Source organism: Aromatoleum bremense (assembly GCF_017894365.1).
Classification (GTDB): domain Bacteria; phylum Pseudomonadota; class Gammaproteobacteria; order Burkholderiales; family Rhodocyclaceae; genus Aromatoleum; species Aromatoleum bremense.
Genome location: NZ_CP059467.1, coordinates 3,093,679 through 3,117,893 on the forward strand (window position 1 = coordinate 3,093,679; position 24,215 = coordinate 3,117,893).

Annotated in this window: 24 protein-coding genes; 22 read left to right on the top strand and 2 right to left on the bottom strand. The window is 64.1% G+C overall.

The features are described 5' to 3' along the window. Positions 1 to 16 precede the first annotated feature (16 nt). The 15 genes from pheA (at position 17) to pbN1_RS14545 (ending at position 14,891) form a co-directional block, all read left to right on the top strand. Positions 17 to 1,081, top strand: coding sequence for a prephenate dehydratase (gene pheA, locus pbN1_RS14475; RefSeq protein ID WP_169201912.1), 1,065 nt, complete (start codon positions 17 to 19; stop codon positions 1,079 to 1,081). A gap of 31 nt (positions 1,082 to 1,112) precedes the next feature. Then, positions 1,113 to 2,210, top strand: coding sequence for a histidinol-phosphate transaminase (hisC, locus tag pbN1_RS14480; RefSeq protein ID WP_169201911.1), 1,098 nt, complete (start codon positions 1,113 to 1,115; stop codon positions 2,208 to 2,210). Between the two features lie 19 nt (positions 2,211 to 2,229). Continuing rightward, positions 2,230 to 3,132: a prephenate dehydrogenase gene (locus tag pbN1_RS14485; protein WP_169201910.1), complete on the top strand. Its 903-nt coding sequence runs from the start codon at positions 2,230 to 2,232 to the stop codon at positions 3,130 to 3,132. A 2-nt stretch (positions 3,133 to 3,134) separates the two neighbouring features. After that, positions 3,135 to 5,069, top strand: coding sequence for a bifunctional 3-phosphoshikimate 1-carboxyvinyltransferase/cytidylate kinase (locus pbN1_RS14490; protein WP_169117829.1), 1,935 nt, complete (start codon positions 3,135 to 3,137; stop codon positions 5,067 to 5,069). A gap of 102 nt (positions 5,070 to 5,171) precedes the next feature. Further along, positions 5,172 to 6,881 (top strand): 30S ribosomal protein S1, encoded by a 1,710-nt coding sequence (gene rpsA, locus pbN1_RS14495; RefSeq protein WP_169117775.1) that lies wholly within the window; start codon positions 5,172 to 5,174, stop codon positions 6,879 to 6,881. 12 nt (positions 6,882 to 6,893) lie between these two features. Next, positions 6,894 to 7,178, top strand: coding sequence for an integration host factor subunit beta (locus tag pbN1_RS14500; RefSeq protein WP_011236339.1), 285 nt, complete (start codon positions 6,894 to 6,896; stop codon positions 7,176 to 7,178). Between the two features lie 92 nt (positions 7,179 to 7,270). Then, positions 7,271 to 7,579: a LapA family protein gene (locus tag pbN1_RS14505; RefSeq protein WP_169201909.1), complete on the top strand. Its 309-nt coding sequence runs from the start codon at positions 7,271 to 7,273 to the stop codon at positions 7,577 to 7,579. Between the two features lie 3 nt (positions 7,580 to 7,582). Next, positions 7,583 to 8,758 (top strand): lipopolysaccharide assembly protein LapB, encoded by a 1,176-nt coding sequence (lapB, locus tag pbN1_RS14510; RefSeq protein WP_169201908.1) that lies wholly within the window; start codon positions 7,583 to 7,585, stop codon positions 8,756 to 8,758. A gap of 75 nt (positions 8,759 to 8,833) precedes the next feature. Then, positions 8,834 to 10,156 (top strand): UDP-glucose dehydrogenase family protein, encoded by a 1,323-nt coding sequence (locus pbN1_RS14515; protein ID WP_169117778.1) that lies wholly within the window; start codon positions 8,834 to 8,836, stop codon positions 10,154 to 10,156. A gap of 111 nt (positions 10,157 to 10,267) precedes the next feature. Further along, on the top strand, positions 10,268 to 11,158 hold the full coding sequence (gene cysM / locus pbN1_RS14520; RefSeq protein ID WP_169117779.1) for a cysteine synthase CysM: 891 nt from the start codon (positions 10,268 to 10,270) through the stop codon (positions 11,156 to 11,158). 19 nt (positions 11,159 to 11,177) lie between these two features. Then, positions 11,178 to 13,154, top strand: coding sequence for a translocation/assembly module TamB domain-containing protein (locus pbN1_RS14525; RefSeq protein ID WP_169201907.1), 1,977 nt, complete (start codon positions 11,178 to 11,180; stop codon positions 13,152 to 13,154). Between the two features lie 64 nt (positions 13,155 to 13,218). Next, complete coding sequence (locus pbN1_RS14530) at positions 13,219 to 13,410, top strand: hypothetical protein (protein WP_169201906.1); 192 nt, start codon at positions 13,219 to 13,221, stop codon at positions 13,408 to 13,410. A 5-nt stretch (positions 13,411 to 13,415) separates the two neighbouring features. Beyond that, complete coding sequence (locus tag pbN1_RS14535) at positions 13,416 to 13,841, top strand: YdbL family probable chaperone protein (RefSeq protein WP_244856971.1); 426 nt, start codon at positions 13,416 to 13,418, stop codon at positions 13,839 to 13,841. Then, a complete protein-coding gene (locus pbN1_RS14540) occupies positions 13,841 to 14,629 on the top strand; it encodes a 3'-5' exonuclease (protein WP_210147512.1) in 789 nt (262 codons plus the stop codon). Before pbN1_RS14535 ends, pbN1_RS14540 begins: the two co-directional genes overlap by 1 nt. 19 nt (positions 14,630 to 14,648) lie before the next feature. Further along, entirely contained in the window at positions 14,649 to 14,891 is a 243-nt protein-coding gene (locus pbN1_RS14545; protein WP_169201903.1) for a GlsB/YeaQ/YmgE family stress response membrane protein, read from the top strand. Between the two features lie 82 nt (positions 14,892 to 14,973). On the opposite strand, the gene pbN1_RS14550 is transcribed toward pbN1_RS14545, so the two are convergent. Continuing rightward, positions 14,974 to 16,707, bottom strand: a complete 1,734-nt coding sequence (locus pbN1_RS14550) for a nitrite reductase (protein WP_169201902.1) — start codon at positions 16,705 to 16,707, stop codon at positions 14,974 to 14,976. A 66-nt stretch (positions 16,708 to 16,773) separates the two neighbouring features. After that, the gene (cobA, locus tag pbN1_RS14555) at positions 16,774 to 17,604 is read right to left on the bottom strand and encodes a uroporphyrinogen-III C-methyltransferase (RefSeq protein WP_169201901.1); all 831 of its coding nucleotides are present in this window, start codon (positions 17,602 to 17,604) and stop codon (positions 16,774 to 16,776) included. Between the two features lie 238 nt (positions 17,605 to 17,842). Here cobA and pbN1_RS14560 point away from each other — a divergent pair, with 238 nt between their 5' ends. The 7 genes from pbN1_RS14560 to pbN1_RS14590 all read left to right on the top strand — a co-directional run bounded on the left by pbN1_RS14560 (position 17,843) and on the right by pbN1_RS14590 (position 24,185). Further along, the gene (locus tag pbN1_RS14560) at positions 17,843 to 18,214 is read left to right on the top strand and encodes a c-type cytochrome (protein WP_425305741.1); all 372 of its coding nucleotides are present in this window, start codon (positions 17,843 to 17,845) and stop codon (positions 18,212 to 18,214) included. Between the two features lie 92 nt (positions 18,215 to 18,306). After that, positions 18,307 to 19,455 (top strand): cytochrome D1 domain-containing protein, encoded by a 1,149-nt coding sequence (locus tag pbN1_RS14565; protein ID WP_280516153.1) that lies wholly within the window; start codon positions 18,307 to 18,309, stop codon positions 19,453 to 19,455. A 27-nt stretch (positions 19,456 to 19,482) separates the two neighbouring features. Next, positions 19,483 to 20,517 carry a siroheme decarboxylase subunit beta gene (gene ahbB, locus pbN1_RS14570; RefSeq protein ID WP_210147514.1) on the top strand — a complete coding sequence of 345 codons (1,035 nt, stop codon included), beginning with the start codon at positions 19,483 to 19,485 and terminating at the stop codon, positions 20,515 to 20,517. Further along, on the top strand, positions 20,514 to 20,993 hold the full coding sequence (locus pbN1_RS14575) for an Lrp/AsnC family transcriptional regulator (RefSeq protein WP_169201899.1): 480 nt from the start codon (positions 20,514 to 20,516) through the stop codon (positions 20,991 to 20,993). Before ahbB (pbN1_RS14570) ends, pbN1_RS14575 begins: the two co-directional genes overlap by 4 nt. Further along, on the top strand, positions 20,993 to 21,577 hold the full coding sequence (gene ahbB / locus pbN1_RS14580; protein WP_169201898.1) for a siroheme decarboxylase subunit beta: 585 nt from the start codon (positions 20,993 to 20,995) through the stop codon (positions 21,575 to 21,577). The genes pbN1_RS14575 and ahbB (pbN1_RS14580) overlap by 1 nt, the downstream gene beginning before the upstream one ends. A 266-nt stretch (positions 21,578 to 21,843) precedes the next feature. Further along, on the top strand, positions 21,844 to 23,508 hold the full coding sequence (locus pbN1_RS14585) for a cytochrome D1 domain-containing protein (protein WP_211161395.1): 1,665 nt from the start codon (positions 21,844 to 21,846) through the stop codon (positions 23,506 to 23,508). A 113-nt stretch (positions 23,509 to 23,621) separates the two neighbouring features. Beyond that, the gene (locus pbN1_RS14590) at positions 23,622 to 24,185 is read left to right on the top strand and encodes a NapC/NirT family cytochrome c (protein ID WP_169201896.1); all 564 of its coding nucleotides are present in this window, start codon (positions 23,622 to 23,624) and stop codon (positions 24,183 to 24,185) included. Positions 24,186 to 24,215 lie beyond the last annotated feature (30 nt).

The following is a 24,215-nucleotide window of genomic DNA, read 5'->3' on the forward strand; positions in this document are numbered from 1 at the left end:
GGCTGAAAGGGCGAGCATGAGTGACGAACTGCTGAACCTCAGGAAGAACATCGACCGCCTCGACGAGGAAATCCTCGTCCGTCTCGCAGAACGCGCCCGCAACGCGCAGCGCGTCGGCGAGATCAAGCAGGGCAACGTATATCGCCCCGAGCGCGAGGCGCAGGTGCTGCGCCGCCTCGGCGCTGCCAATCCAGGGCCGTTGCCGGATCTGGCGGTGCAGCGGATCTTCCGCGAAATCATGTCGGCGTGTCTCGCGCTCGAACGGCCGCTCAGGGTCGCCTACCTCGGGCCGGCGGGCACCTTTTCGGAGAGCGCGTCGCGCAAGCATTTCGGCTCGGCGCCGAACTTCGTGCCGACGTCGACGATTGATGAGGTCTTTCGCGCGGTCGAAGCCGGCAATGTCGACTACGGCGTCGTCCCGGTCGAGAACTCGACCGAGGGTGTGGTCGGCGGCACGCTCGACCTGCTGCTCGAGAATCCGTTGCAGATCTGCGGTGAAGTCAAGCTGCGGATCCATCAACACCTGCTGTCGAAAGCTGCCGGCGTCGGCGCGCTCAAACGGCTGTATTCGCACGCTCAATCCCTCGCCCAGTGCCACGAGTGGCTGAACCGCAACCTGCCGTCCCTTTCGCGCGTGCCGGTCGCGAGCAATGCCGAGGCGGCGCGGCTGGCGGCGGAAGATCCCGAATCGTGCGCGATCGCAGGCGAGGCGGCCGCCGAACTGTACGGCCTCGACGTGCTGGCCGCGAACATCGAGGACGATCCGAACAACACCACGTGCTTTCTCGTTATCGCGCACCACGACGCGGACCGCTCCGGCCAGGACAAGACCTCGCTGGTGTGCTCGGCGCCGAACCGGCCGGGCGCGATGCATGCATTGCTCGAACCGCTGGCGAAGCACGGTGTCAGCATGAGCAAGCTGCAATCCCGTCCGGCGCGCGGCGGATTGTGGGAGTACGTGTTCTACATGGACATCGAAGGGCACCGCGAAGACCCGGAGGTGGCCGCGGCCTTGAAGGAACTCAACGAACGTGCAGGGTTCGTCAAGGTGTTGGGATCCTATCCGGTGGCGGTGATCTGACCGGCGCGGCAACGACAATCAGGAGATCGCAATGAGCGTAGCCAGCAAGGCCCCCGATTACATCCATGCAATCACGCCCTATCCGCCCGGCAAGCCGATCGGGGAACTGGCGCGGGAAATGGGGATTCCCGAGGCCAGCATCGTCAAGCTGGCGTCCAACGAGAACCCGCTCGGCATGAGCGTGCGGGCCAAGGAAGCCGCGGTGGCGGCGCTCGTCGACATCGAGCGCTATCCGGACGGCAATGGCTTTGAGCTGAAGGCGGCGCTGTGTGCGCGCTTCGGCGTGCAGCCCGACCAGATCGTGCTCGGCAACGGCTCGAACGACGTCCTCGAGCTCGCCGCGCATGCGTACCTCGCCCCCGGCAGTTCTGCAGTGTTCTCGCGGCACGCATTCGCCGTCTATCCGCTCGCGACCAACGCAATGGGCGCGCGTGGCATCGAGGTGCCGGCGCGGGCCTACGGACACGATCTGGCCGCAATGGCAGCCGCGGTCGCGACCGACACGCGGATCGTGTTCATTGCGAATCCGAACAATCCGACCGGCACCTTCGTCGACGGCAGCGAGCTCGAGGCTTTCCTCGCCCGGGTGCCGTCCGATGTGCTCGTCGTGCTGGACGAGGCCTACACCGAATACCTGTCCGAACAGCAGCGTTACGACAGCCTCTCGTGGTTGCCCCGCTTTCCGAACCTGCTCGTTTCCCGCACTATGTCGAAAGCATACGGCATGGCGGGCCTGCGCGTCGGCTACGGCATCGGGCACCCCGATGTCGTCGACCTGATGAACCGCGTCCGCCAGCCGTTCAACGTCAACAGCGTGGCGCTCGCGGCGGCGACGGCTGCGCTCGCCGACGAGGAATTTCTCGCCCGCAGTGCCGACGTCAATCGGCGCGGCATGGCGCAGATTACCGAGGCGCTGGCCGAACTCGCGCTGGAATGGATTCCGTCGGCGGGCAATTTCGTCACGTTCAGGGTCGGCAATGCAGCGGCGGTGAATCTGGCGCTGCTGAAACAAGGCGTCATCGTGCGGCCGATCGGCGGCTACGGTATGCCCGAATGGCTGCGTGTTTCGATCGGCCTGCCCGAAGAAAACGCCCGCTTCATCACCGCCCTCCGGCAGGCGCTCGCATGAAACAGGCAAGGTGCAGGCAATGGTCATGATCGACAAGCTGGTCGTCTGCGGCGTCGGCCTGATTGGCGGTTCGTTCGCGCTGGCGCTGCGCCGGGCCGGACTTGTCAGGCGTATCGTCGGGATCGGCCGCAGGCCGGCATCGCTTGCCCGCGCAGTGGCGTTGGGAGTCATCGACAAGGCGGCCGCCGGCTGGGCCGACGCGCTGGACGGCGCCGATTTCGTCCTGCTGGCCACCCCGGTCGGGCAGATGGATGCGGTGATGGCGGCGATGGCGCCACATCTGGCGCCGGGAACGGTAGTCACGGACGCGGGCAGTACCAAGCGCGACGTCATCGAGGCGATCTACCGCCATCTTCCCGGCCATCTGCCGTACGTTGTCCCGGCGCACCCGATCGCCGGCGCCGAGTGCAGTGGTGTCGAGGCGGCATTCGCCGGCCTGTACGACGGCAGGAAAGTCGTCGTCACGCCGCTGCCGGAAAACGAGCCGGGCGCGGTGCTGCGCGTGCGCGAGGCGTGGGAGGCGTGCGGGGCGCTGATGTACGAGATGCCACCGCAAGAGCACGATCGGGTGTTCGCCGCGGTCAGTCACCTGCCACATCTGCTGGCGTTCGGGCTGGTGCACGACCTTGCCGGACGGCCGAACGCCGAACAGCTGTTCGGGTACGCCGCGAGCGGCTTCCGCGACTTCACGCGCATTGCGGGCAGCCATCCGGAGATGTGGCGGGATATCTGCATCGCAAACAGGCAGGCGCTGCTGGGCGAACTGGACCAGTATCTTGCCGAGCTAGCATACCTTCGGGCGCTGCTCTTGTCCGCTGACGGCGACCGGCTCGAGCAACTGTTCGCCGAGGCGCGCCACGCCCGCAACGCGTGGGCCGAGCAATTCTCCACCGCCCCCAACGCTGTTCCGACGCCTGAATGACCATAGACTTTCTCGACCTTCCGCCGATGCTCGATGCCACGGGGCGGGTGCGTCTGCCGGGCTCGAAGAGCATCTCGAACCGCACTTTGCTGCTTGCCGCCCTGGCCGAGGGACGCACGGAAATCCGCGACCTGCTCGCCTCCGACGACGTCGAGCGGATGCTCGACGCGCTGCGCACGCTGGGCGTCTCGTGGGCACGCGAGGGCGACAGCGACCACTATCGGGTCGACGGCGTCGCCGGGCCCTTTCCGGTCAAGGCCGCAGACCTGTTCTTGGGCAATGCCGGCACGGCGTTCCGTCCTCTGACTGCCGCGCTCGCGCTGTCGGGCGGCGAATACCGCCTGACGGGGGTGCCGCGGATGCATGAGCGGCCGATCGGCGATCTCGTCGACGGCCTGCGGCAGATCGGTGCGGACGTGCGCTATCTCGGTATCGAAGGCTTCCCGCCGCTGCATATCCTGCCCGCCACGATTCGTCCTGGCGGCGTGCTGCGCGTGCGCGGCGACGTTTCGAGCCAGTTCCTCACCGCGCTGCTGATGGCCTTGCCGCTCACCGGAACCCGGACCACGATCGAAGTCGTCGGCGAACTGATCTCGAAGCCGTACATCTCGATCACGCTCGATCTGATGGCCCGCTTCGGCGTCGAGGTGCAGCGTGAGGGGTGGACACGTTTTATCGTTCCCAGCGGTGCCCGCTACCGCAGCCCCGGCAGGGTGTTCGTCGAAGGGGACGCCTCGTCGGCTTCGTACTTTCTTGCCGCGGGTGCGATCGGGGGCGGGCCGGTTCGCGTCGAAGGCGTGGGCCGCAGCAGCATCCAAGGCGACGTGCGCTTCGCTGAGGCGCTCGCCGAACTCGGCGCGCGGGTCGACATCGGCGATAACTGGATCGAAGCGCGCGCGCCGGAGAGCGGGCGGCTGAAGGCGTTCGACCTCGACCTGAACCATATTCCCGACGCTGCGATGACGCTCGCCGTCGCGGCGCTGTTTGCCGACGGTTCGTGCACGCTGCGCAATATTGCAAGCTGGCGGGTCAAGGAAACTGACCGCATCGCCGCGATGGCGAAAGAATTGCGCAAAGTCGGCGCCATAGTGGAGGAGGGCGCGGATTTCCTGCGCGTCACGCCGCCTGCGAAGCTCGTGCCGGCCGCGATCGACACCTACGATGACCACCGCATGGCGATGTGCTTCTCGCTGGTGAGCCTGGGCGGCTGCCGCGTACGCATCAATGATCCGAAATGCGTGAATAAGACTTTCCCGACCTATTTCGAGTGTTTCGCCAGCATCACCCGGCCTGTCCCGGTCGTCGCGATCGATGGACCGTCGGCCTCCGGCAAGGGCACGGTCGCAGCGCGCGTCGCCGCCGCGCTGGGCTACCACTACCTCGACAGCGGTTCGCTGTACCGCCTGGTCGCGCTCGCGGCAATGCGTTCGGAGCTTTCATTAGACGATGAACCGGCGCTCGCGGCGCTCGCTGCCCGGTTGCCGGCCCGCTTCAGCGCAGCGCAAGTGATGCTCGACGACGAGGACGTCACCGACGCTATTCGCACCGAAAGATGTTCGGTCGGCGCCTCGCAGGTGGCGGCATTGCCTGCGGTGCGTGCTGCCCTGCTCGATCGCCAGCGCGATTACCGTCGTGCGCCCGGACTCGTTGCGGAAGGGCGCGACATGGGTTCGGTCGTTTTCCCGGACGCGACAGTCAAGATATTCCTCACCGCGACTGTCGAGGCACGCGCGCAGCGGCGCTATAAGCAGTTGATGGAGAAAGGAATGGGTGCTAGCATGGAAAGTCTTTTAAAGGATCTTCACGAACGGGATGCGCGCGATGCCGCCCGCACTGTCGCTCCTTTGAAGAAATTGCCGGATGCGGTGCTCCTGGATACGACGGAAGTCAATGTGGAGCAGGCGGTCGGTTTCGTGCTCGACCGGGTCCGCTCTTAGATCGTTCCCGCAGGCGGGAAACAGACTCGCAAGAGTTTGTTTTCTGATTTTCAATCCTCTACTGGTAGCCGCTTTCGGGCGGTTTTTGGACCTTCACTCTTTATGACCACTGCCACCCCCGTTTCCGATTTCCAGGAAAGTTTTGCCGACCTGTTCGAAGAAAGTCTTGCGCGTCAGGAGATGCGCTCCGGCGAGGTAATCACCGCCGAGGTCGTGAGCATCGACCACAACTTTGTCGTCGTGAATGCCGGCCTGAAGTCCGAGAGCTATGTGCCGATCGAAGAGTTCCGTGATGACCGCGGCGAACTCGAAGTCAAGGTCGGTGACTTCGTCCACGTCGCCATCGACGCGTTGGAAGACGGCTATGGTGAAACCCGTCTGTCGCGCGAGAAGGCGAAGCGGATCGCAGCCTGGAACGATCTGGAAAAGGCGCTCAACGAAGGCTCCCTGGTGAAGGGCCTGATTTCGGGTCGCGTCAAGGGTGGCCTGACGGTCATGACCAACAGCATCCGTGCGTTCCTGCCGGGCTCGCTGGTCGACATGCGTCCGGTCAAGGACACGTCGCCGTACGAAGGCAAGGAATTCGAGTTCAAGGTCATCAAGCTCGACCGCAAGCGCAACAACGTCGTCGTGTCCCGCCGCGCGGTGCTCGAAGAGACAATGGGCGAAGAGCGTGAAAAGCTGCTGGCGAACCTCAAGGAAGGCACGGTCGTCAAGGGTATCGTCAAGAACATCACCGACTACGGTGCGTTCGTGGACCTCGGCGGCATCGACGGCCTGCTGCACATCACCGATCTGGCGTGGCGCCGCGTGCGTCATCCGTCCGAAGTGCTCAACGTCGGCGACGAGATCGACGCCAAGGTGCTGAAGTTCGACCAGGAAAAGAACCGCGTCTCGCTGGGCCTCAAGCAACTGGGCGAAGATCCGTGGGTCGGCATCGCTCGCCGCTACCCGCAGGGCACCCGCCTGTTCGGCAAGGTTACGAACATCACCGACTACGGCGCGTTCGTCGAAGTCGAGCAGGGCATCGAGGGCCTGGTGCACGTCTCCGAGATGGACTGGACCAACAAGAACATCCATCCGACGAAGGTTGTCCAGCTGGGCGACGAAGTCGAAGTGATGATTCTCGAGATCGACGAAGACCGCCGCCGCATCTCGCTCGGCATGAAGCAGTGCATGTCCAACCCGTGGGACGATTTCGCGATCAACCATAAGAAGGGCGACAAGGTTCGCGGCCAGATCAAGTCGATCACCGATTTCGGTGTGTTCATCGGTCTGGACGGCGGCATCGACGGTCTGGTGCACCTGTCCGACCTGTCATGGAGCGACACCGGCGAAGAGGCCGTGCGCCGCTTCAAGAAGGGCGACGAAGTCGAGGCTGTCGTCTTGGCGATCGACGTCGAGCGCGAGCGCATCTCGCTCGGCGTGAAGCAGCTCGAAGGCGATCCGTTCACGAATTTCATCGCGACACACGAGAAGAACAGCATCGTCGGCGGCACCGTGAAATCGGTCGACGCGCGCGGTGCGGTGATCGCGCTGAACGAGGATGTCGAAGGCTACCTGCGGGCTTCGGAAGCTGCTGCACATCGTGTCGATGACTTGACAACCGTGCTGAAGGAAGGCCAGGAAGTCGAGGTCATGATCATCAACGTCGACCGCAAGACGCGTTCGATCAACCTGTCGATCCGCGCGAAGGACCAGGCTGAGCAGAGCGACGCGATGCAGAAGTTTGCATCGGACAGTTCCGCAGCCAGCGGTACCACGAACCTTGGTGCGCTGCTGAAGGCCAAGCTCAACGAGCAGAAGCAGTAAATCCGGTTGGATATGACCAAATCGGAGCTGATTGCGAGGCTGGCTGCGCGTTTTCCACAGCTGGTCGCAAAAGACGCCGATTACGCGGTCAAGATGGTGATCGATGCGATGTCGGAAGCGCTTGCGCGCGGGGATCGCATCGAGATCCGGGGATTTGGCAGCTTTGCATTGAACTATCGACCGCCGAGGGTGGGGCGTAATCCGAAATCCGGGGACAAGGTTCTGGTTCCGGAAAAGTACGTGCCCCACTTCAAGGCCGGCAAAGAGCTACGCGAGCGCGTCGATATCGCCGGATGAGCTGCGCGGCGATCGGGTCTGCATCATGAATGTCCGGGAAGGCGGCGCGAGCCGCCTTCTTTTTTGCCCCTCGCTCGGAGATAATTCATCCCATGCGCGTCGTAATGTGGATCATCCGGCTCCTGCTGTTCTTTCTGCTGTTCGGTTTCGCAGTGAAGAACGACCACCTCGTGAGCCTGCATTTCTTTTTCGGCAGCAGCTGGCAACTGCCGCTGGTGTTCGTCATCCTCGTTGCATTCACCGCGGGCGCCCTGCTCGGCGTGACCGCGACTTTCGGCTCGTTGCTGCGTCAGCGCCGCGAGATCGGACGTTTGCGGCGCCAACTCGATCGCGCCACGCGTGATCGTCCGGCTACCCCGATTCCGAGCGCGGCCGAAGTGCAGGCGCCGGAGACTTTTTGAGCGATGGAAATCGAATTCTGGTGGTTTCTGGCGCTACCGCTTTTTTTTGCACTGGGCTGGCTGGCCGCCCGCATCGACATACGTCAGGTGGTGCATGAATCGCGCGCGCTGCCGCGTTCGTACCTGTCGGGTCTGAACTTTCTTCTCAATGAACAGCAGGACAAGGCGATCGATGCATTCATCGAAGCAGTGAAGCTCGATCCACAAACGATCGAGCTGCATTTCGCGCTGGGAAGCCTGTTTCGACGCCGCGGCGAGACCGATCGCGCGATCCGCATGCACCAGAGCCTCGTCGACCGCGAGGACCTCTCCGATGAGCAACGCCTTCAGGCGCTCGCCGAGCTCGGCCAGGATCATCTGAAGGCCGGGTTGCTGGACCGCGCCGAGGCGGTGTTCCTGAAGCTTCGGAACACACGCCTCAATGACACTGCGGTGCGTTTTCTGCTCGAGATCTACCAGCAGGAAAAGGACTGGGCAAAGGCGATCGAGGCGGCAAAGGCCCTGCCGGATCACGAGAGCGTCCTGTGGCGCAAGGAAGTCGCGAATTTCTATTGCGAACTGGCGACCCTCGCCCTTGCAAGCTCGCGGAACGACGAAGCGCGGCGCCATCTCGACCAGGCGTTCGCGATCAACCGGCGGTGTGTCCGCGCGAGTATCGTCCTGGGCGATCTCATGGCGGCGGAGAAGCGCTACGACGAGGCCATCGAAGTGTGGAAGCGCGTCGAGAGCCAGGACCCGGTCTACCTTGCGCTGGTCGCCGAACGCATCATGGACGCCCACCGGCGGCTCGACCGGGTCGAGCAGGGGCAGACGTTGCTGCGCTCGTGGCTCGAGCGTCATTCGTCGCTCGATCTCCTCGACGAGGTGTTCCACTGGGAGCTCGAAAAGGAGGGGTCGCGCGCAGCCTATGACCTCGTCAGGGAAGAGCTGCGCCGCAATCCGACGCTTCTCGGGCTCGACAAGTTGCTCGAAGCCGCATTGCTGAATGCGCCGGCCGAGCAGCGCAGCGACATCGAACTTGTAAAACAGTTAATCCATGGTCACACCCGCCGGGTCGCGCGTTATCGTTGCGCCGAATGCGGGTTCAAGGCGCGCCAGTTCCAGTGGCGTTGCCCCGCGTGCGGCGGCTGGGAAACGTATCCTCCGCGCCGCACGGAAGAATACGATCTCGCGCCGTAAGCGCCGATGACATGTGTCGCCGGTCGCGCGCGGATCGCCCGCCGGTTTGTTGTTTCTTCCGATTGAGGACGATTCATGAAAATCACCGTCGTGGGTACCGGGTATGTCGGACTCGTCAGTGGCGCCTGCCTCGCGGACGTCGGCAACGATGTGCTGTGTCTGGATGTAGATCCGGCCAAGATCCGCATACTCGAGGACGGCGGAATCCCGATCCACGAACCGGGGCTGCTGGAGATCGTGCGCCGCAATGTCGATGCCGGACGGCTGTTTTTTACCACCGACGCCGAATATGCGGCGCGCCACGGAACGGTGCAGTTCATCGCGGTCGGGACGCCGCCGGACGAGGATGGGTCGGCGGATCTGAAGTACGTGCTTGCGGCGGCGCGAAACATCGGCAAGCACATGGACGACTATCGCGTCGTCGTCAACAAGTCGACGGTCCCGGTCGGTACAGGTGACCGCGTTCGCGAGGCGATCGTCGCGGAATTGGCGGCGCGCGAAGCCGGTTTCCCGTTCAGTGTCGTGTCGAACCCGGAGTTCCTGAAGGAAGGCGCGGCGGTCGATGACTTCATGCGCCCGGACCGGATCATCGTCGGTGCGGGCGACGAGCGCGCGATCGATCTGATGCGCGAACTGTACGGCCCGTTTCAGCGCAATCGCGAAAAGATGCTGGTGATGGATGTCAGGAGCGCCGAGTTGACGAAATATGCCGCCAACGCGATGCTTGCGACCCGCATCAGCTTCATGAACGAACTGGCGAATCTCGCCGAGACGCTCGGTGCGGACATTGAACTGGTGCGCCAGGGCATCGGCTCGGACCCGCGCATTGGCTGGCACTTTCTCTACGCCGGATGCGGCTACGGCGGTTCGTGCTTCCCGAAGGATGTGAAGGCGCTGATCAACACCGGCAACGAGCGCGGACATGATCTGCTGATCCTGAACGCCGTCGAGGCGGCCAACGAGGCGCAGAAGCTGCGTCTCGTCGACAAGGTCGTCGCCCGGTTCGGCGAGGACCTGTCAGGTCGCCATTTCGGACTGTGGGGACTCGCCTTCAAGCCCAACACCGATGACATGCGGGACGCCCCGAGCCGGATAATCGTCGCCGAGTTGCTGCGCCGTGGCGCTACGGTCGTTGCCTACGATCCGGTCGCGATGGACGAGGCGCGGCGCATCTTCGGCGACGAACCGCGGCTGGCGTATGCCGAGCGGCCGATGGAGGTCCTCGAAGGTGCTGATGCGCTGATCATCGTCACCGAATGGAAGGAGTTCCGCAGCCCCGATTTCATCCGGATCAAGCAGATGCTGCGGCACGCGGTGGTCTTCGACGGGCGCAACATGTACGAGCCGTCGGTCATGGCACGGGTCGGCCTCGAATACTACGGCATCGGACGGCGCTAAGTCCCCGTTCCAGAACGATTGCCGATATAAGCTTATGCCGCCCCGCGGGTTTGCGCGGACGGGCTCCACGCTTACTATCGGCCCATCGAAATCAGACCGGACCACAGGGATATGGACTACAAAACGCTTGAAGACTATGTGGGCCACACGCCGCTGGTGCGCCTCAAGCGCATCGGCGCGGGCCGCAACAACGTCATTCTGGCGAAGCTCGAAGGCAACAACCCCGCCGGGTCGGTAAAGGACCGGCCGGCGCTGTCGATGATCGTGCATGCGGAAGCGCGCGGCGACATTCGCCCCGGCGACACGCTGATCGAGGCGACCAGTGGCAACACCGGGATCGCGCTGGCGATGGCGGCAGCGATGCGCGGCTACCGGATGATTCTCGTGATGCCGGAAAACCAGAGCGTCGAGCGGCGTCAGACAATGCGGGCGTTCGGCGCCGAGCTCGTGCTGACACCACGCGACGGCGGCATGGAAATGGCCCGGGACGTCGCCGAGCGGATGCGCGACGAAGGCAGGGGGATCATTCTCGACCAGTTCGCGAATCCCGACAATCCGCTCTCTCATTACGAAGCGACCGGTCCCGAAATCTGGGAGCAGACGGGCGGCCGGATCACGCATTTCGTCAGCAGCATGGGCACGACCGGGACGATCATGGGCTGCTCCCGCTTTCTGAAGGAAAGGAATCCGGCGGTCCGGATCATCGGCTGCCAGCCCGACGAGGGCTCGCAGATCCCGGGCATCCGCAAGTGGCCCGAGGCCTATCTGCCGAAAATCTACGAAAAACCGCGGGTCGATGCGCTCGAAAACGTGAGCCAGGCCGATGCCGAGGAAATGACGCGGCGTCTGGCGCGCGAGGAAGGTATTTTTGCCGGGATCTCCTCTGGTGGCGCGATGCACGTCGCGGTCCGCATTGCTGCCGAATTGGAAAATGCGGTGATCGTGTCCATCATCTGTGATCGTGGCGACCGGTACCTGTCGACCGGCGTGTTTCCGGGCTGAGCTCCGTTCCGGCCGGCGCATGATGCGCCTGGCTTTTCTTCTTTTGATCCTGGCGTGGTCAGGGTTTGCCGGAGCGCGGGCCCTGCAACTCGACCTGGGCCGCCTCACGCATCCTGTTTTCGTCATCGATGGCCTGCGCGTCCGTCTCGGTGACGAAGGCGAGGCGGCCGAACTGGCAATCGAACGCTTCGCGATCGGCAAGCGCGACTGGCAGAACGTCACGATCCGTTGCCCCGCCTTTCGCCTCGAACGTGCTGTGGTCCGCTGCCGGAGAGGCATGTTGACCGTGCCGGGCCTGTTCGAGCGTGCGACCATCGACCTGCACTTCGACACACGGAACAAGAGCGGCGAACTCAATCTCCGCATGCCCGGCCGCGAAGCGATCAACATCGTGATGCGCCCGGATGGCCGAATCGTCGCGTCGCTTGCAGGGCTTGCCGTCGCGCGGCTGGGGGAGCTTCTCGATCTGGCAAGCTGGAATGCGGCGGGGCGGCTCGTCGGTCGCATCGAATATTCCCCGACGCGCGACGGCGCCCGCATCCGTGTGTCGGGCAAGCTCGAAGGCGGCGGATTTGCGCAGGCGGATGGGCTGCGGGCGGGGGAAGGACTGGGCCTGGATATCAATCTGGGGGCGCGGCGCGGGCCCGCCGGATGGGATTGGCAGGGGCGCGTGGCGTGGAACGCAGGCGAGGCATATCTACATCCGCTGTACCTCGTGGCCGGTCCGGCTGTCGAGGCGGCGGGGCGGCTCGAAGCGGAGGTGCTCACGGTGGCGCGCGCGCGGCTCGAACTCGAAGGCGTGCGCACGATCGCCGCGAACGCCGAGATCGGTCTGCAACCCCTGGTGGTGAGAAGCCTGGCGTTTTCGGTCGCCGACGCCGATCTCGCGGTGGTCGGTCCGCGCTATCTCGCACCGGCGTTTGCGCCGGCCGTAACGGACCAGCTACGGTTCTCGGGTCACGTCAGCGCCGCGGCGACACTCGAAGAGGGGGTGCCGACCGCGGTGGACTTTGCATTCGACGAGGCCGGCTTCGGCCTGAGTGACAAGGAACTGAGTTTCGGTCCGCTGACCGGCGTGATGCCCTGGCGCGCCGAGGCTCGCACCGAAGCGCGACTGGCAGTCGGCGGCGGTCGCTGGCAGAAGCTCGCGCTGGGCGCCTTCGAACTTGTCGCACGGCTCGACGGGAAAGGCGTCGACGTCGACCGCGTCGCGATCCCGGTGCTCGACGGAGCGCTGGTGCTCGAGCGGCTGGCGCTCGCGCGCGATGCGGCGGGCTGGCATGGCAGCGGCGCCGCGGTCGTCGAGCCGATATCGATGGCGCTGCTCGCCGAGGCGGTCGGCCTGCCTGCGATGTCCGGCGTGCTGACCGCGTCGTTGCCGGGGCTGCGCGTCGCGCCCGGTGAAGTCTCGCTCGACGGCGCTCTGGTGATTTCGGTGTTCGACGGCTACCTGCAGGCGACGCGGCTGCAACTGTTCGAACCGTTCGGCGTCGCGTCGCATCTCTACGCCGACGTCCAGGCGCGCCACCTCGACCTCGCGCAATTGACCGAAGCCTTCTCGTTCGGCAGCGTGTCCGGCTTTGTCGACGCGGACGTGCTCGGGCTGGAACTTGCGCGCTGGCGGCCGGTGCGCTTCGATGCCCATGTCGTCAGCAGCCCCGGAAACTATCCGCGGCGGATCAGCCAGCGTGCGGTGCAGAACATCAGCGCGCTCGGCGGGCCAGGTGCGGTGGCCGCGCTGCAGCGCGGGCTGCTCGGCTTGTTCGAGACGTTCGGCTACCGCGAGATCGGCATCTCCTGCGTCCTGCGCGACGGCGTATGCCGCATGGACGGTCTGGATGACCACAGCGCGCCCGGTGACGGCTACTACATCGTACGTGGCGGCGGCATCCCCGCGTTGAATGTCATCGGCTACAATCGGCGCGTCGATTGGAACGAGCTGATCGACCGCCTGCAGCGGGTGATCGCGTCGAACACGCCTCCCGTCATCCAGTAGCAGTCGGAATTCGCGGCTTCGCCGCAACAGGCCCGGCTCGCCGCGGGCAGGAACAGGAGGCCGGATGACCGCATTCCCCAGAGTCGCTGTGCTCGGTGCCGTAGTGGCGATCGCCAGCGCCTGCGTGACGATCAATATTTATTTTCCCGCTGCGGCCGCGGAAAAAGCCGCCGATCGCATCATCGAAGACGTCTGGCAACTGGGCGAAGGCGAGACGCCGACGATCCGACCGCAGCCGGATGGGGAGACGAAATGAATGCGATGACGAATCCGATAACGAAATTTCGCGGCTGGATCGCCGTGTTGCTGCTCGGCTTTGCCGGACTGGTGCTCGCGCAGGGGAACATCGAAATCGACACGCCGGCGATCGCGGCGCTCAAGCAGTCGATGCAGCAGCGTCATGCGAAGCTCGCGCCGTTGTATGCGTCGGGCGCCGTCGGGCTGGCAGCCGACGGCAATGTCGCCCTGCGCGATGCCTCCGGCGTCCCGCTCGCGCAGCGTGGCCAGGCGAACGCGCTGGTCGCTGCTGAAAACGCCGATCGCGCGGCCCTCTACCGCGAGATTGCGCGCGCCAATGGCCATCCCGAGTGGGAGGCGGATGTGCGCGCCACGTTCGCACGGCGCTGGATCGACCGCGCCCAGCTGGGCTGGTGGATCCAGCGCGATGGCAGCTGGGTGCGCAAGTGATGCCGGTCCTCGTCTTCGATATCGAGACCATCCCGGACGTCGAAGGCATCCGCGTGCTCAACGATCTGCCCGACGACCTCGACGATTACGAAGTCGCCGAGTTCGCTTTCCAGCAGCGGCGGGCGGCCAACGGCAGCGACTTCCTGCAGCATCACCTGCAGCGCGTCGTGACGATTTCGTGCGTGCTGCGAGACACCTCCCAGTTCCGGGTGTTCTCGCTGTCCGCACCGGACTGCACGGAAGGCGAGATCATCCAGCGCTTCTACGACGGCATCGAACGCTTCACGCCGCAGATCGTGTCGTGGAACGGCGGCGGTTTCGACCTGCCAGTGCTGCATTACCGCGGTCTGAAACACGGCGTGTCGGCGCCGCGGTACTGGGACCAGGGCGAAGGGGATTACCAGGATTCGCGCGATTTCAAGTGGAACAACTACATCGGCCGCTATCACAGCCGGCACCTCGACCTGATGGATCTGCTCGCGCTGTACCAGCCGCGCGCGAACGCACCGCTCGACGAGATGGCGAAGCTGATGGGGTTTCCCGGCAAGCTCGGCATGGACGGTTCCGCGGTGTGGTCCGCGTGGCAGGACGGGCGCGCCGCGGAAATCCGCGATTACTGCGAAACCGATGTCGTTAACACTTACTTGGTGTATCTGGGTTTTCAGCGCATGCGCGGTCAGCTCGATGCGGCGTCGCACGCCGCCGAACTCGCAGTCGTGCGCGAAGCGCTTGCGCGCATCGACGCGCCGCACTGGAAGCAGTTCCTTGCCGCCTGGCCCGAAGTCTGAACATCAAGGAGATACGCTAATGTCGGTCATCGGGACCATCATCATCGGCTTCATCGTCGGACTCCTTGCACGCCTGCTGCATCCTGGCAAGGATGGCCTCGGGATCATCATGACGACGCTGCTTGGCGTCGCGGGGGCGATGCTTGCGACGTACGGCGGGCAATTCTTCGGCCTGTACCGGCCGGGGGAGCCCGCCGGCTTCATCGGCGCGGTCGTCGGCGCAATCATCATTCTGTTCATCGTGAGGCGCCTGCGCAAATGATCGGCGCGGAGGGCTGAAAAAACGGCCAGCGTGAAGCTGGCCGTCTGTGTTTCACGGTCGGCGGCACCCGCCGCCGCGAAACTCAGTACACGTCGTGCTGGGTGTTATAGATGTTGAAGTGCCCGGTCGGCGTGATCAGCTTCGGATCCTTGATCACGCTCTTCAGTTCGAGCGTCCTGTCGTCGACGACGACGATCGCGGACTCCTTGTCCTTCGCCGACCACACCGAGAACCACACTTCATTACCGTCCTTGTTGTACTCCGGTTGCACGACCCGCTTCGCGCCGTCGTCCTTCAGATCGGCCCATTCGGCGATCGGCAACACCTTCGAACCGGCCTGCAGGTTCGTGAGGTCGTACACCGCGACCGTCTGGCTGACCTTCGCGTCAGGATGAAGCGGGTTGTCGACGTACAAATGCTTCGACTTCGGATGCGTCTTGATGAACAGTGACCCTCCGCCCTGGCTCTTCAGCGTGTCGACCATCTTCCAGGCGTACTGCTTGTGGTTCTTCGGGTCGGTGCCGATCAGCGCAATCGTGTCGTCGCCGAGGTGGCCCGTCGCCCACACCGGGCCGTACTTCGGATGCGTGAAGTTCGCGCCACGGCCCGGGTGCGGGATCTTGCCGACGTCGATGAGCCCGGCGAGCTTGCCCTCCTTCGCATCGATCGCGGCGATCTTGTTCGACTGGTTCGCTGCGACCATGAAGTAGCGCTTCGACGCGTCCCAGCCCCCGTCGTGCAGGTAGCGCGCGGAGCCGATCTCGGTCGTCTTCAGGTTCTGGATGTCGGAGTAGTCGACCATCAGCGTCTTGCCGGTTTCCTTGACGTTGACGACGAACTCCGGCTTGAAGTGCGACGCGACGATTGCGGCGACGCGCGGCTCGGGGTGGTATTCCTGCGTATCAACGGTGAGGCCGCGGGTCGAGACGATCTTCTGCGGCTCGAGCGTGTCGCCGTTCATGATGACGAACTGCGGCGGCCAGTACGCGCCGGCGATCGCGTATTTATCCTCGTAGCCCTTGTACTTCGAGGTGTCGACCGAGCGGGCCTCGAGGCCGATGCGGATCTCGGCGACGTTGTCCGGCTTCTCCATCCACAGGTCGATCATGTTGATCTTCGCATCCCGCCCGATCACGAACAGGTAACGGCCGGATGCCGAGATGCGGGAGATGTGCACCGCGTAGCCGGTCTTGACGATATTGATGATCTTCTTCGTGTCGCCGTCGATCAGCGCGATCTCGCCGGTGTCGCGCAGCGTCGTCGAGAAGATGTTCGAGATGTTGTAGTCGTTCATCTTCTTCTTCGGCCGCTGCTCGGGCGGGACGATGACTTTCCAAGTCTCCTTCATTTGCGCCATGCCGAACTCGGGCGGTTGCGGAGGCGACTGCTGGATGTAGCGCGCCATCAGGTCGACTTCGTCGTCGGTGAGTTCGCCCGACGTGCCCCAGTTCGGCATGCCGGCGGGCGAGCCGTACTTGATGAAGACCTTGAGGTATTCGCTGCCCGCCGCGAGCGTCTTGTCGGGCGTCAGCGGCTTGCCGGTCGCGCCCTTGCGCAGCACGCCGTGGCAGCCGGCGCAGCGCTGGAAGTAGATATTCTGGGCCTTCGCGAATTCGGCCTTGGTGATTTTCGGCGCGTCGGGATTGATGTCCTGGTACATCTCGACGTCGGCCAGCGGAGAACCGCCGGCCTGGTATTTTGCCTCCTCTTCGCCGACGTGCTCTTCGGTGTTCGCCTGGGCGAACACCTGTGACATCGCGAGTGGCAGGCTCGCAAGCAGGAACACGCCGCTGATCCGACTCCTCTTGATACCCATCGTCGATCTCCTTCAGGGAAGAACTCGTGGCGCAACGACTCCGCCGGGTACTGTTTGTCGAGGAACTCACCCCGTCAGCGCGAGTTCCTCGATTGTTGTTCCATTGCCAAGCAGGGCATGCAGCGACACGACCGACCCGATCATGATCAGCGCCGGAGACTTGAGCTGTGCCCGTTTCACGGTCGCCGAGAGCTGGTCGAGCCGGCCGGTCACGGTGATCTGCCTGTTCGTGGTGCCCGCATGGACAACCGCCGCCGGCGTGTCGCCCGGAAGGCCGTGGACCACCAGCTGGCGGCAAATGATGTCGAGCGCGCCAAGCCCCATGTAGATGACGACCGTCTGTTTCGGCCGGGCCAGCGCCGGCCAGTCGAGATTGACCGTGCCGTCCTTGAGATGCCCGGTCGTGAAGATCACCGAGCGGGCGTGGTCGCGATGCGTCAGGGGTATGCCCGTACAGGCGGATACCCCGCATGCCGCGGTGATCCCGGGTACGACTTCGCACTCGATCCCGGATTCGAGCAGCTCTTCCATCTCTTCGCCGCCGCGGCCGAACATGAATGGATCGCCCCCTTTCAACCGCACGACCTCGAGCCCGCTGCGGGCGAGATCGACCAGGAGACCGTTGATTCGGTCCTGCGGCAATGAATGGTATCCCGCCTCTTTGCCTGCATAGATCATCCTTGCCGCCGGATTGGCCAAGTTGAGGATTCCCTCGCCGACAAGGTGATCATAGACGACCGCCTGCGCCTTCGACAGCAGGCGTGCCGCTTTTAGCGTGAGAAGCTCCGGATCGCCGGGGCCCGCCCCGACCAGGTACACCTTGCCGGGCCGTCTGCCTGCTGCCGGGTCATCGGGACTGTCTCCCGAAGGATCGAAGCCGCCGATATGCTTGCTCATGAGTGGCTCTCCGCGTGTGCCGCGAATCTGTGCTCCGCGGCGGTTCGAATGGCGCGAACAGGAGGTTCGGGCGCCGCCACTTTATCCCTACTTGCCGTCCGGGAAATTAACCGATATCAAGGAGGTCCGGGCTATGTCGGTACGATACTCGGGCCGTAGCTGAGCGGATCCAGGTCGGCGTCCCGTCTCCCGTCCGGCATGGCTAATCTTTCCAGTGCGGACTGACGAGGACCCGAGCGTGTTCTGTCGAAGCATCCTGATCGCGGCTTTCCTTCCGGCGCTGGTTTTCCCGGTTCACGCCCAGAACACTGCTCCCGACAACAAGCGGCAGCGCGAGCTGGTGCATATGGTTCGCCAAGACTGTGGATCGTGCCACGGGCTGACTTTGCAGGGCGGCCTCGGCCCGGCCCTCACCCCGGCGGCGCTACGCGGCAAGCCTTCGGAGGGGCTGGTGGCGACGATTGTCCATGGTCGGCCCGGCACGCCGATGCCGCCGTTTCGCGGCCTCCTCGATGAATCGGAGGCCGCATGGGTCGTAGAACGGCTCGTCGAAGGCTTCCCCGCGGATGGCGGTCCGGCGCCGACCCAACAGACCGTGGGCGCGCGGTGATGGCACCTTGGCCGGCCTGCGCATCGGCACCCGATGAAGAGAGACGGATGATGCTCGGAAGCATAATGAAGCGTGCAGCATGGACAGTCTCAATGCTCCTGCTGTCGGCGTGCGCGTCCCAACAGCCTGTCGTCTTGCGCGGCACCGGCGATCTCGGCGTCGTCGTCGAGCGCGCGACCGGACAGTTGCAGGTCATCGAGACGACGCATCGTCGGGCGCTCGCGCAGGTTTCCGGCCTCGGCGATCTGTCCCACGCGTCGGTCGTGTTTTCACGTGACAGTCGTTACGCCTACGTTTTCGGTCGCGACGGTGGCCTGACCAAAGTGGATCTCCTCACCGCGACGATCGCGAACCGCGTGGTACAGGCGGGCAACGCAATCGGCGGCGCGATTTCCCAGGACGGACGCATCCTCGTCGCGCAGAACTACGAACCGGGCGGAATCAAGGCCTTCGACGCCGGCACGCTGGAGCTGCTCGCCGATGTACCGGCCACCTACGGCCCCGACGGCAAGCGCTCGAAAGTCGTCGGGCTGGCCGATCTGCCGGGCAACCGCTTCGTCTATTCGCTGTTCGACGCCAACGAAATCCGCGTCACCGACCTGTCCGATCCGGGGCATCCGAAGACCGAGCGTTACCCGTCAGGCAAGCAGCCGTACGATGCGCTGGTGACGCCCGACGGGCGCTACTACATCGCCGGGCTGTTCGGCGAGGACGGTCTGTCGATGCTCGACCTGTGGCATCCCGAACTGGGCGTACGCACGATCCTGCCCGGCTACGGCCGGGGCGAGCAGGCGTTGCCGGTGTACAAGATGCCGCACCTGCGCGGCTGGGCCGTTGCCGCGGGACGGGCGTATCTGCCGGCCATCGGCCGCCACGAAGTCCTGGTCGTCGAGCTCGGCAGCTGGAAGGAGGTCGCGCGGATTCCGGTCAAGAGCCAGCCGGTGTTCGTGATGGCGAGGCCCGACGGCCGCGAAGTGTGGGTGAATTTCGCCTTCCCCGACAACGGCTGGGTCCAGGTGATCGATACGATCCAGAACAGCATCGTCGACACGCTGCAGCCCGGCCGGGCGATTCTCCATATGGAGTTCGCGCCGAAAGGCGAGGAGGTCTGGGTGTCTGCGCGCGACGACAACAAGGTCGTGATCTACGGCACCGCGAAGCGCGACAAGCGCGCCGAGCTTCCCGCCGCCAGCCCGAGCGGCATTTTCTTCACCAGCCGCGCATTCCGGACGGGTTTCTAGGACATGGCCTGCACGAGCGCCACGCAGATGTGCACCACGACGATGGCCGGGCGCGGGGTGGTTCAACCCGAAGCGGCCACGTTTCGCCTGCTGAACGACTACCAGCGCGGGTTTCCACTTGTTTCCGAACCGTTTGCCGCGATCGGGGCGGAATGCGGATTGAGCGAGCCGGCTGTTCTCGCCGCGCTGCAGGACTGGCTGCGCTCGGGCGTCGTCAGCCGGGTGGGCGCGGTATTCGCGCCGCGGCGCGTCGGCGCCAGCGCGTTGGCGGCGCTTGCAGCGCCCGCATCCCGGCTCGAGTCGATCGCTGCCCGCGTCAGCGCGGTTCCGGAAGTGAATCACAACTACCAGCGCGAACACTCGCTCAACCTGTGGTTCGTGATCACGGCTGCGTCGGGGCAGAGATTGCGGCAGATCGTCACGGAAATCGAGCGGGACACCCGCTGTAGGGTCGTCGTGCTGCCCCTCGAAGAGGAATTCCACATCGATCTCGGCTTCGATCTCGGCGGTGCCGGGCGCGGCGCTGCCAGCGTTGCGACGGGCGATTTGCCGGCCCTCGGCGAGACGGCCTGTGCGCTGCCCGGCATCGAGCGCCGGTTGATGGTCGCCTTGCAGTCCGGACTGCCGTTGCTGCCGCGGCCATTCGACGCGCTCGGGCGCAGCGTCGGGCTCAGCGAAGCGATGGTCATCGAGCTGATCGCTTCGTGGCTCGAAAACGGCCTGATCAAGCGTTTCGGGATCGTCGTGCGCCACCATGAGCTCGGCTTTTGCGCGAACGCGATGTGCGTGTGGGATATCCCGGACGACCAGGTGAGCGAACTGGGCCGCAGTCTCGCAGCCGAGCCTGCGGTGACGCTTTGCTACCGGCGCAGCCGCGTCCTGCCGGACTGGCCGTACAACCTGTTCTGCATGATCCATGGCAAATCGCGCGACGCGGTGCTCGAAGTGCGCGAAGCCATCGCCGCGCGCCACCACATGAATCGCTGGCCCGGCGCAGTGCTGTTCAGCACCCGGCGCTTCAAGCAGCAGGGCGCGCGTTATCTGGCGGACGGTGACGCATGAGCCGGGCGACAGCGAAGGGGCGGGCGCCGGTGCTCGACGAGACCGACCGGGCGCTGATCAACATGCTGCAAGGTGATTTTCCGCTGGTGCGCAACCCGTTTGCCGATGTCGCCGTCCGGCTCGGGATCGACCAGGAGGAGGTCATCGACCGGCTGCAGCGCCTGCTCGATCAGCGTGTATTGACCCGGTTCGGCCCGATGTTCCAGATCGAACGGATCGGCGGCGCGTTCTGCCTCGCGGCGATCGGTGTGCCGGAAGCCGATTTCGAGCGCGTCGCGGCCGAAGTGAATGCCTTTGCCGAAGTGGCGCACAACTACCGTCGCGACCACGCGCTCAACATGTGGTTCGTCCTGGCGACCGAAACCCCGCAGGGCATCGCCGCGACGGCAAGACGGATCGAAATCGCGACCGGGCTGCCGGTGTTCCTGTTTCCGAAGGAGCGGGAGTATTTCGTCGAAATGAAGCTGGAGGCGTGATGGCAGCGCACCGGGAAAATCCGGCCCCGCAGGACGCAAGCAACCCCGGTGCCGCGTCCGGCGTCGGCTGCGACGAGGCGATCGAGCGACGCATCATCGTCGCGACCCAGGGTGGGCTGCCGCTGGTCCCGCAGCCTTGGGACGAAGTGGCCCGGGAGGTCGGCCTCCCGGTCGATGAACTGCTTTGCCGCGTCCGCGCCATGCTCGAGCGCGGGGTCATCCGTCGCATCGGCGTGGTACCGAATCATTATGCGATCGGCTACACCGCGAATGGCATGAGCGTGTGGGATGTCGCGGACGAGTGTGTCGATGCTGTCGGCGAGTTCATCGGTGCACTCGATGCCGTCACCCACTGCTATCGACGTCCGCGCCGCCTGCCGGACTGGCCGTACAACCTGTTCGCAATGGTTCATGGGCGCAGCCATGACGAGGTGCGGCAGCAGATCAGCGACATCGCGGACCGTATCGCGGCACGCTTTCCTGGCGCCTGCCGCAGCCGCGAGGTGTTGTTCTCGTCGGCAATCCTGAAAAAAACGGGACTGCGGATCAGTAGCGCAGCAGGAAGTGTGCAGGAACGCGAGTGAGCTTTCCCCCTGCGGGCAGGAGCTTCCTGCGCGGGCCGGGAAAACCGTGATGTTTCGCCTCGGCGGGTGATTCCGGATATTGCAAATTGCTTATGCGTTTTACGTTTTGATACGAAGTTGTTATGTCAAGCAATTTTATCCACAGAAGAGATAGGGAAATTTAACGCATATCAAGGATCGCCCGCGGTTATCAGATCGATACTGGCTGCATTGTTGTTTCATATCCCGAGTCGCTTAAGGAGAAAGAAGTGCAAAACAAGAGTTGGATGGGCAAGGCTCTCGCGCTGGCGCTGCTACCGCTGGCGGTAAGCACGGTTTGGGCGCAATCTGCTCCCGAAATGACCCAGGAGGAAAAGGACAAGGCGAAGCAGATCTACTTCGAGCGCTGCGCCGGCTGTCACGGCGTGCTGCGCAAGGGTGCGACCGGCAAGAACCTCGAGCCGCACTGGACGAAGACCGCGGCCGACGGCACGAAGACTGAAGGCGGCACGCTCAAGCTCGGCACGGAGCGTCTGCAGAAGATCATCGCCTACGGCACCGAAGGCGGGATGGTGAACTACGACGACATCCTGACGAAGGACGAGATCAACCTGATGGCGCGCTACATCCAGAACACGCCGGATGTACCGCCCGAGTTCTCGCTTCAGGACATGAAGAACAGCTGGAAGCTGATCGTTCCGGTTGCCGAGCGTCCGAAGAAGCAGATGAACAACATCAATCTGAAGAACGTTTTCGCGGTTACGCTGCGCGACGCCGGCAAACTCGCCCTCATCGACGGCGATACGCACAAGATCTGGAAGGTGCTCGATACCGGCTACGCGGTGCATATCTCGAGGCTGTCGGCATCCGGGCGCTACGTCTACACGGTCGGTCGCGACGGCCTGACGACGATCATCGACATGTGGTACGAGGAGCCGAAGACGGTTGCCACGGTGCGCCTCGGCTCCGATGCGCGTTCGGTCGATACCTCGAAGTTCAAGGGCTATGAGGACAAGTACCTGATCGGCGGCACGTACTGGCCGCCCCAGTACTCGATCATGGACGGCGAGACGCTCGAGCCGATCAAGGTCGTCTCGACGCGTGGCCAGACGGTCGACGGCGAGTACCACCCGGAGCCGCGCGTCGCGTCGATCGTTGCCTCGCACATCAAGCCGGAGTGGGTGGTGAACGTGAAGGAAACGGGCCAGATCATGCTCGTCGACTACACCGACATCAAGAACCTGAAGACCACGACGATCGAGTCCGCGAAGTTCCTGCACGACGGGGGCTGGGATGCGTCCAAGCGCTACTTCATGGTCGCGGCGAACGCGTCGAACAAGGTCGCTGCGGTCGATACGAAGACCGGCAAGCTCGCAGCGCTCATCGACACGGCGAAGATTCCGCACCCGGGTCGTGGCGCGAACTTCGTGCATCCGCAGTTCGGTCCGGTGTGGACGACCGGCCACCTCGGGGCCGACGTGATTTCGGTGATTTCGACCGCATCCGACGAAGCCAAGTATGCCAAGCACAAGGGCCAGAACTGGAAGGTCGTGCAGGAACTGAAGATGCCGGGTGCAGGCAACCTGTTCGTCAAGACGCATCCGAAGTCGACGCACCTGTGGGCCGATGCGCCGATGAACCCGGAACGCGAGGTCGCCGAGTCGGTTTATGTCTTCGACATGGGCGATCTGTCGAAGACACCGACGCGTCTGGACGTCGCGAAGGATTCCGGCTTGCCCGAAAGCAAGGCGATTCGCCGCGCGACCCATCCGGAGTACAACGAAGCGGGCAACGAAGTGTGGATCTCGCTGTGGGGCGGCAAGGCGGATCAGTCGGCCATCGTCGTCTATGACGACAAGACGCTCAAGCTGAAGAAAGTCATCACCGATCCGTCGATCGTCACGCCGACCGGGAAGTTCAACGTCTTCAATACGATGCACGACGTTTATTGATCGCCTCGTCGATCGTGAGCTGACACCCCCGCGCCGCGGCGCGGGGGGAGACGAGGGTGATTTCCATGACAGATCGAGACAGCAACTCCAAACAAGATACTTCCAGCGGCTTCATGGCCCGTCTTCGCCGCCCGAGCGTGAAGTACTCGCTCGGCGGCCTGTTGGTCGTGGGTTTTTTCGTCGGCATATTCTTCTGGGGCGGTTTCAACACTGCGCTCGAAGCGACCAACACCGAAAAGTTCTGCATCTCGTGCCACGAGATGAATGACAACGTGTACGTGGAATACAAGGAAACGATCCACTACAAGAACCGTACGGGTGTGCGCGCGACGTGTCCGGATTGCCACGTGCCGAAGGACTGGACGCACAAGATGATCCGCAAGGTGCAGGCATCCAAGGAAGTGTGGGGCAAGCTCACGGGCAGCATCGATACGCGCGAGAAGTTCCAGGCGAAGCGTCTGGAACTGGCGAGAAACGAGTGGAAGAGGATGAAGGCGTCCGATTCTCGCGAATGCCGCAACTGCCACAGCCTCGACAGCATGAATACCGAGTTTCAGAAACAGCGTGCGCGCAAACAGCACGAGATGGCACGCGAAGACAGCATGACCTGCATCGACTGCCACAAGGGCATCGCGCATCACAAACCCGAAGGCATGACCGAGGAAGATGACCTGTGAGCGGCAGGCAGCCGCGAATTTCGAGCATCC

What these genes read in the sequence shown, in the direction of transcription:
- pbN1_RS14530 (WP_169201906.1), top strand. Translation starts at nt 13,219, where the DNA reads ATGACCGCATTCCCCAGAGTCGCTGTGCTCGGTGCCGTAGTGGCGATC.
- pbN1_RS14485 (WP_169201910.1), top strand. Translation starts at nt 2,230, where the DNA reads ATGGTCATGATCGACAAGCTGGTCGTCTGCGGCGTCGGCCTGATTGGC.
- pheA (WP_169201912.1), top strand. Translation starts at nt 17, where the DNA reads ATGAGTGACGAACTGCTGAACCTCAGGAAGAACATCGACCGCCTCGAC.
- pbN1_RS14565 (WP_280516153.1), top strand. Translation starts at nt 18,307, where the DNA reads ATGCTCCTGCTGTCGGCGTGCGCGTCCCAACAGCCTGTCGTCTTGCGC.
- hisC (WP_169201911.1), top strand. Translation starts at nt 1,113, where the DNA reads ATGAGCGTAGCCAGCAAGGCCCCCGATTACATCCATGCAATCACGCCC.
- lapB (WP_169201908.1), top strand. Translation starts at nt 7,583, where the DNA reads ATGGAAATCGAATTCTGGTGGTTTCTGGCGCTACCGCTTTTTTTTGCA.
- pbN1_RS14575 (WP_169201899.1), top strand. Translation starts at nt 20,514, where the DNA reads ATGAGCCGGGCGACAGCGAAGGGGCGGGCGCCGGTGCTCGACGAGACC.
- pbN1_RS14535 (WP_244856971.1), top strand. Translation starts at nt 13,416, where the DNA reads ATGACGAATCCGATAACGAAATTTCGCGGCTGGATCGCCGTGTTGCTG.
- pbN1_RS14585 (WP_211161395.1), top strand. Translation starts at nt 21,844, where the DNA reads ATGGGCAAGGCTCTCGCGCTGGCGCTGCTACCGCTGGCGGTAAGCACG.
- pbN1_RS14550 (WP_169201902.1), bottom strand. Translation starts at nt 16,707, where the DNA reads ATGGGTATCAAGAGGAGTCGGATCAGCGGCGTGTTCCTGCTTGCGAGC.
- pbN1_RS14540 (WP_210147512.1), top strand. Translation starts at nt 13,841, where the DNA reads ATGCCGGTCCTCGTCTTCGATATCGAGACCATCCCGGACGTCGAAGGC.
- pbN1_RS14505 (WP_169201909.1), top strand. Translation starts at nt 7,271, where the DNA reads ATGCGCGTCGTAATGTGGATCATCCGGCTCCTGCTGTTCTTTCTGCTG.
- pbN1_RS14525 (WP_169201907.1), top strand. Translation starts at nt 11,178, where the DNA reads ATGATGCGCCTGGCTTTTCTTCTTTTGATCCTGGCGTGGTCAGGGTTT.
- ahbB (WP_210147514.1), top strand. Translation starts at nt 19,483, where the DNA reads ATGTGCACCACGACGATGGCCGGGCGCGGGGTGGTTCAACCCGAAGCG.
- cysM (WP_169117779.1), top strand. Translation starts at nt 10,268, where the DNA reads ATGGACTACAAAACGCTTGAAGACTATGTGGGCCACACGCCGCTGGTG.
- pbN1_RS14590 (WP_169201896.1), top strand. Translation starts at nt 23,622, where the DNA reads ATGGCCCGTCTTCGCCGCCCGAGCGTGAAGTACTCGCTCGGCGGCCTG.
- rpsA (WP_169117775.1), top strand. Translation starts at nt 5,172, where the DNA reads ATGACCACTGCCACCCCCGTTTCCGATTTCCAGGAAAGTTTTGCCGAC.
- pbN1_RS14515 (WP_169117778.1), top strand. Translation starts at nt 8,834, where the DNA reads ATGAAAATCACCGTCGTGGGTACCGGGTATGTCGGACTCGTCAGTGGC.
- pbN1_RS14545 (WP_169201903.1), top strand. Translation starts at nt 14,649, where the DNA reads ATGTCGGTCATCGGGACCATCATCATCGGCTTCATCGTCGGACTCCTT.
- cobA (WP_169201901.1), bottom strand. Translation starts at nt 17,604, where the DNA reads ATGAGCAAGCATATCGGCGGCTTCGATCCTTCGGGAGACAGTCCCGAT.
- pbN1_RS14500 (WP_011236339.1), top strand. Translation starts at nt 6,894, where the DNA reads ATGACCAAATCGGAGCTGATTGCGAGGCTGGCTGCGCGTTTTCCACAG.
- ahbB (WP_169201898.1), top strand. Translation starts at nt 20,993, where the DNA reads ATGGCAGCGCACCGGGAAAATCCGGCCCCGCAGGACGCAAGCAACCCC.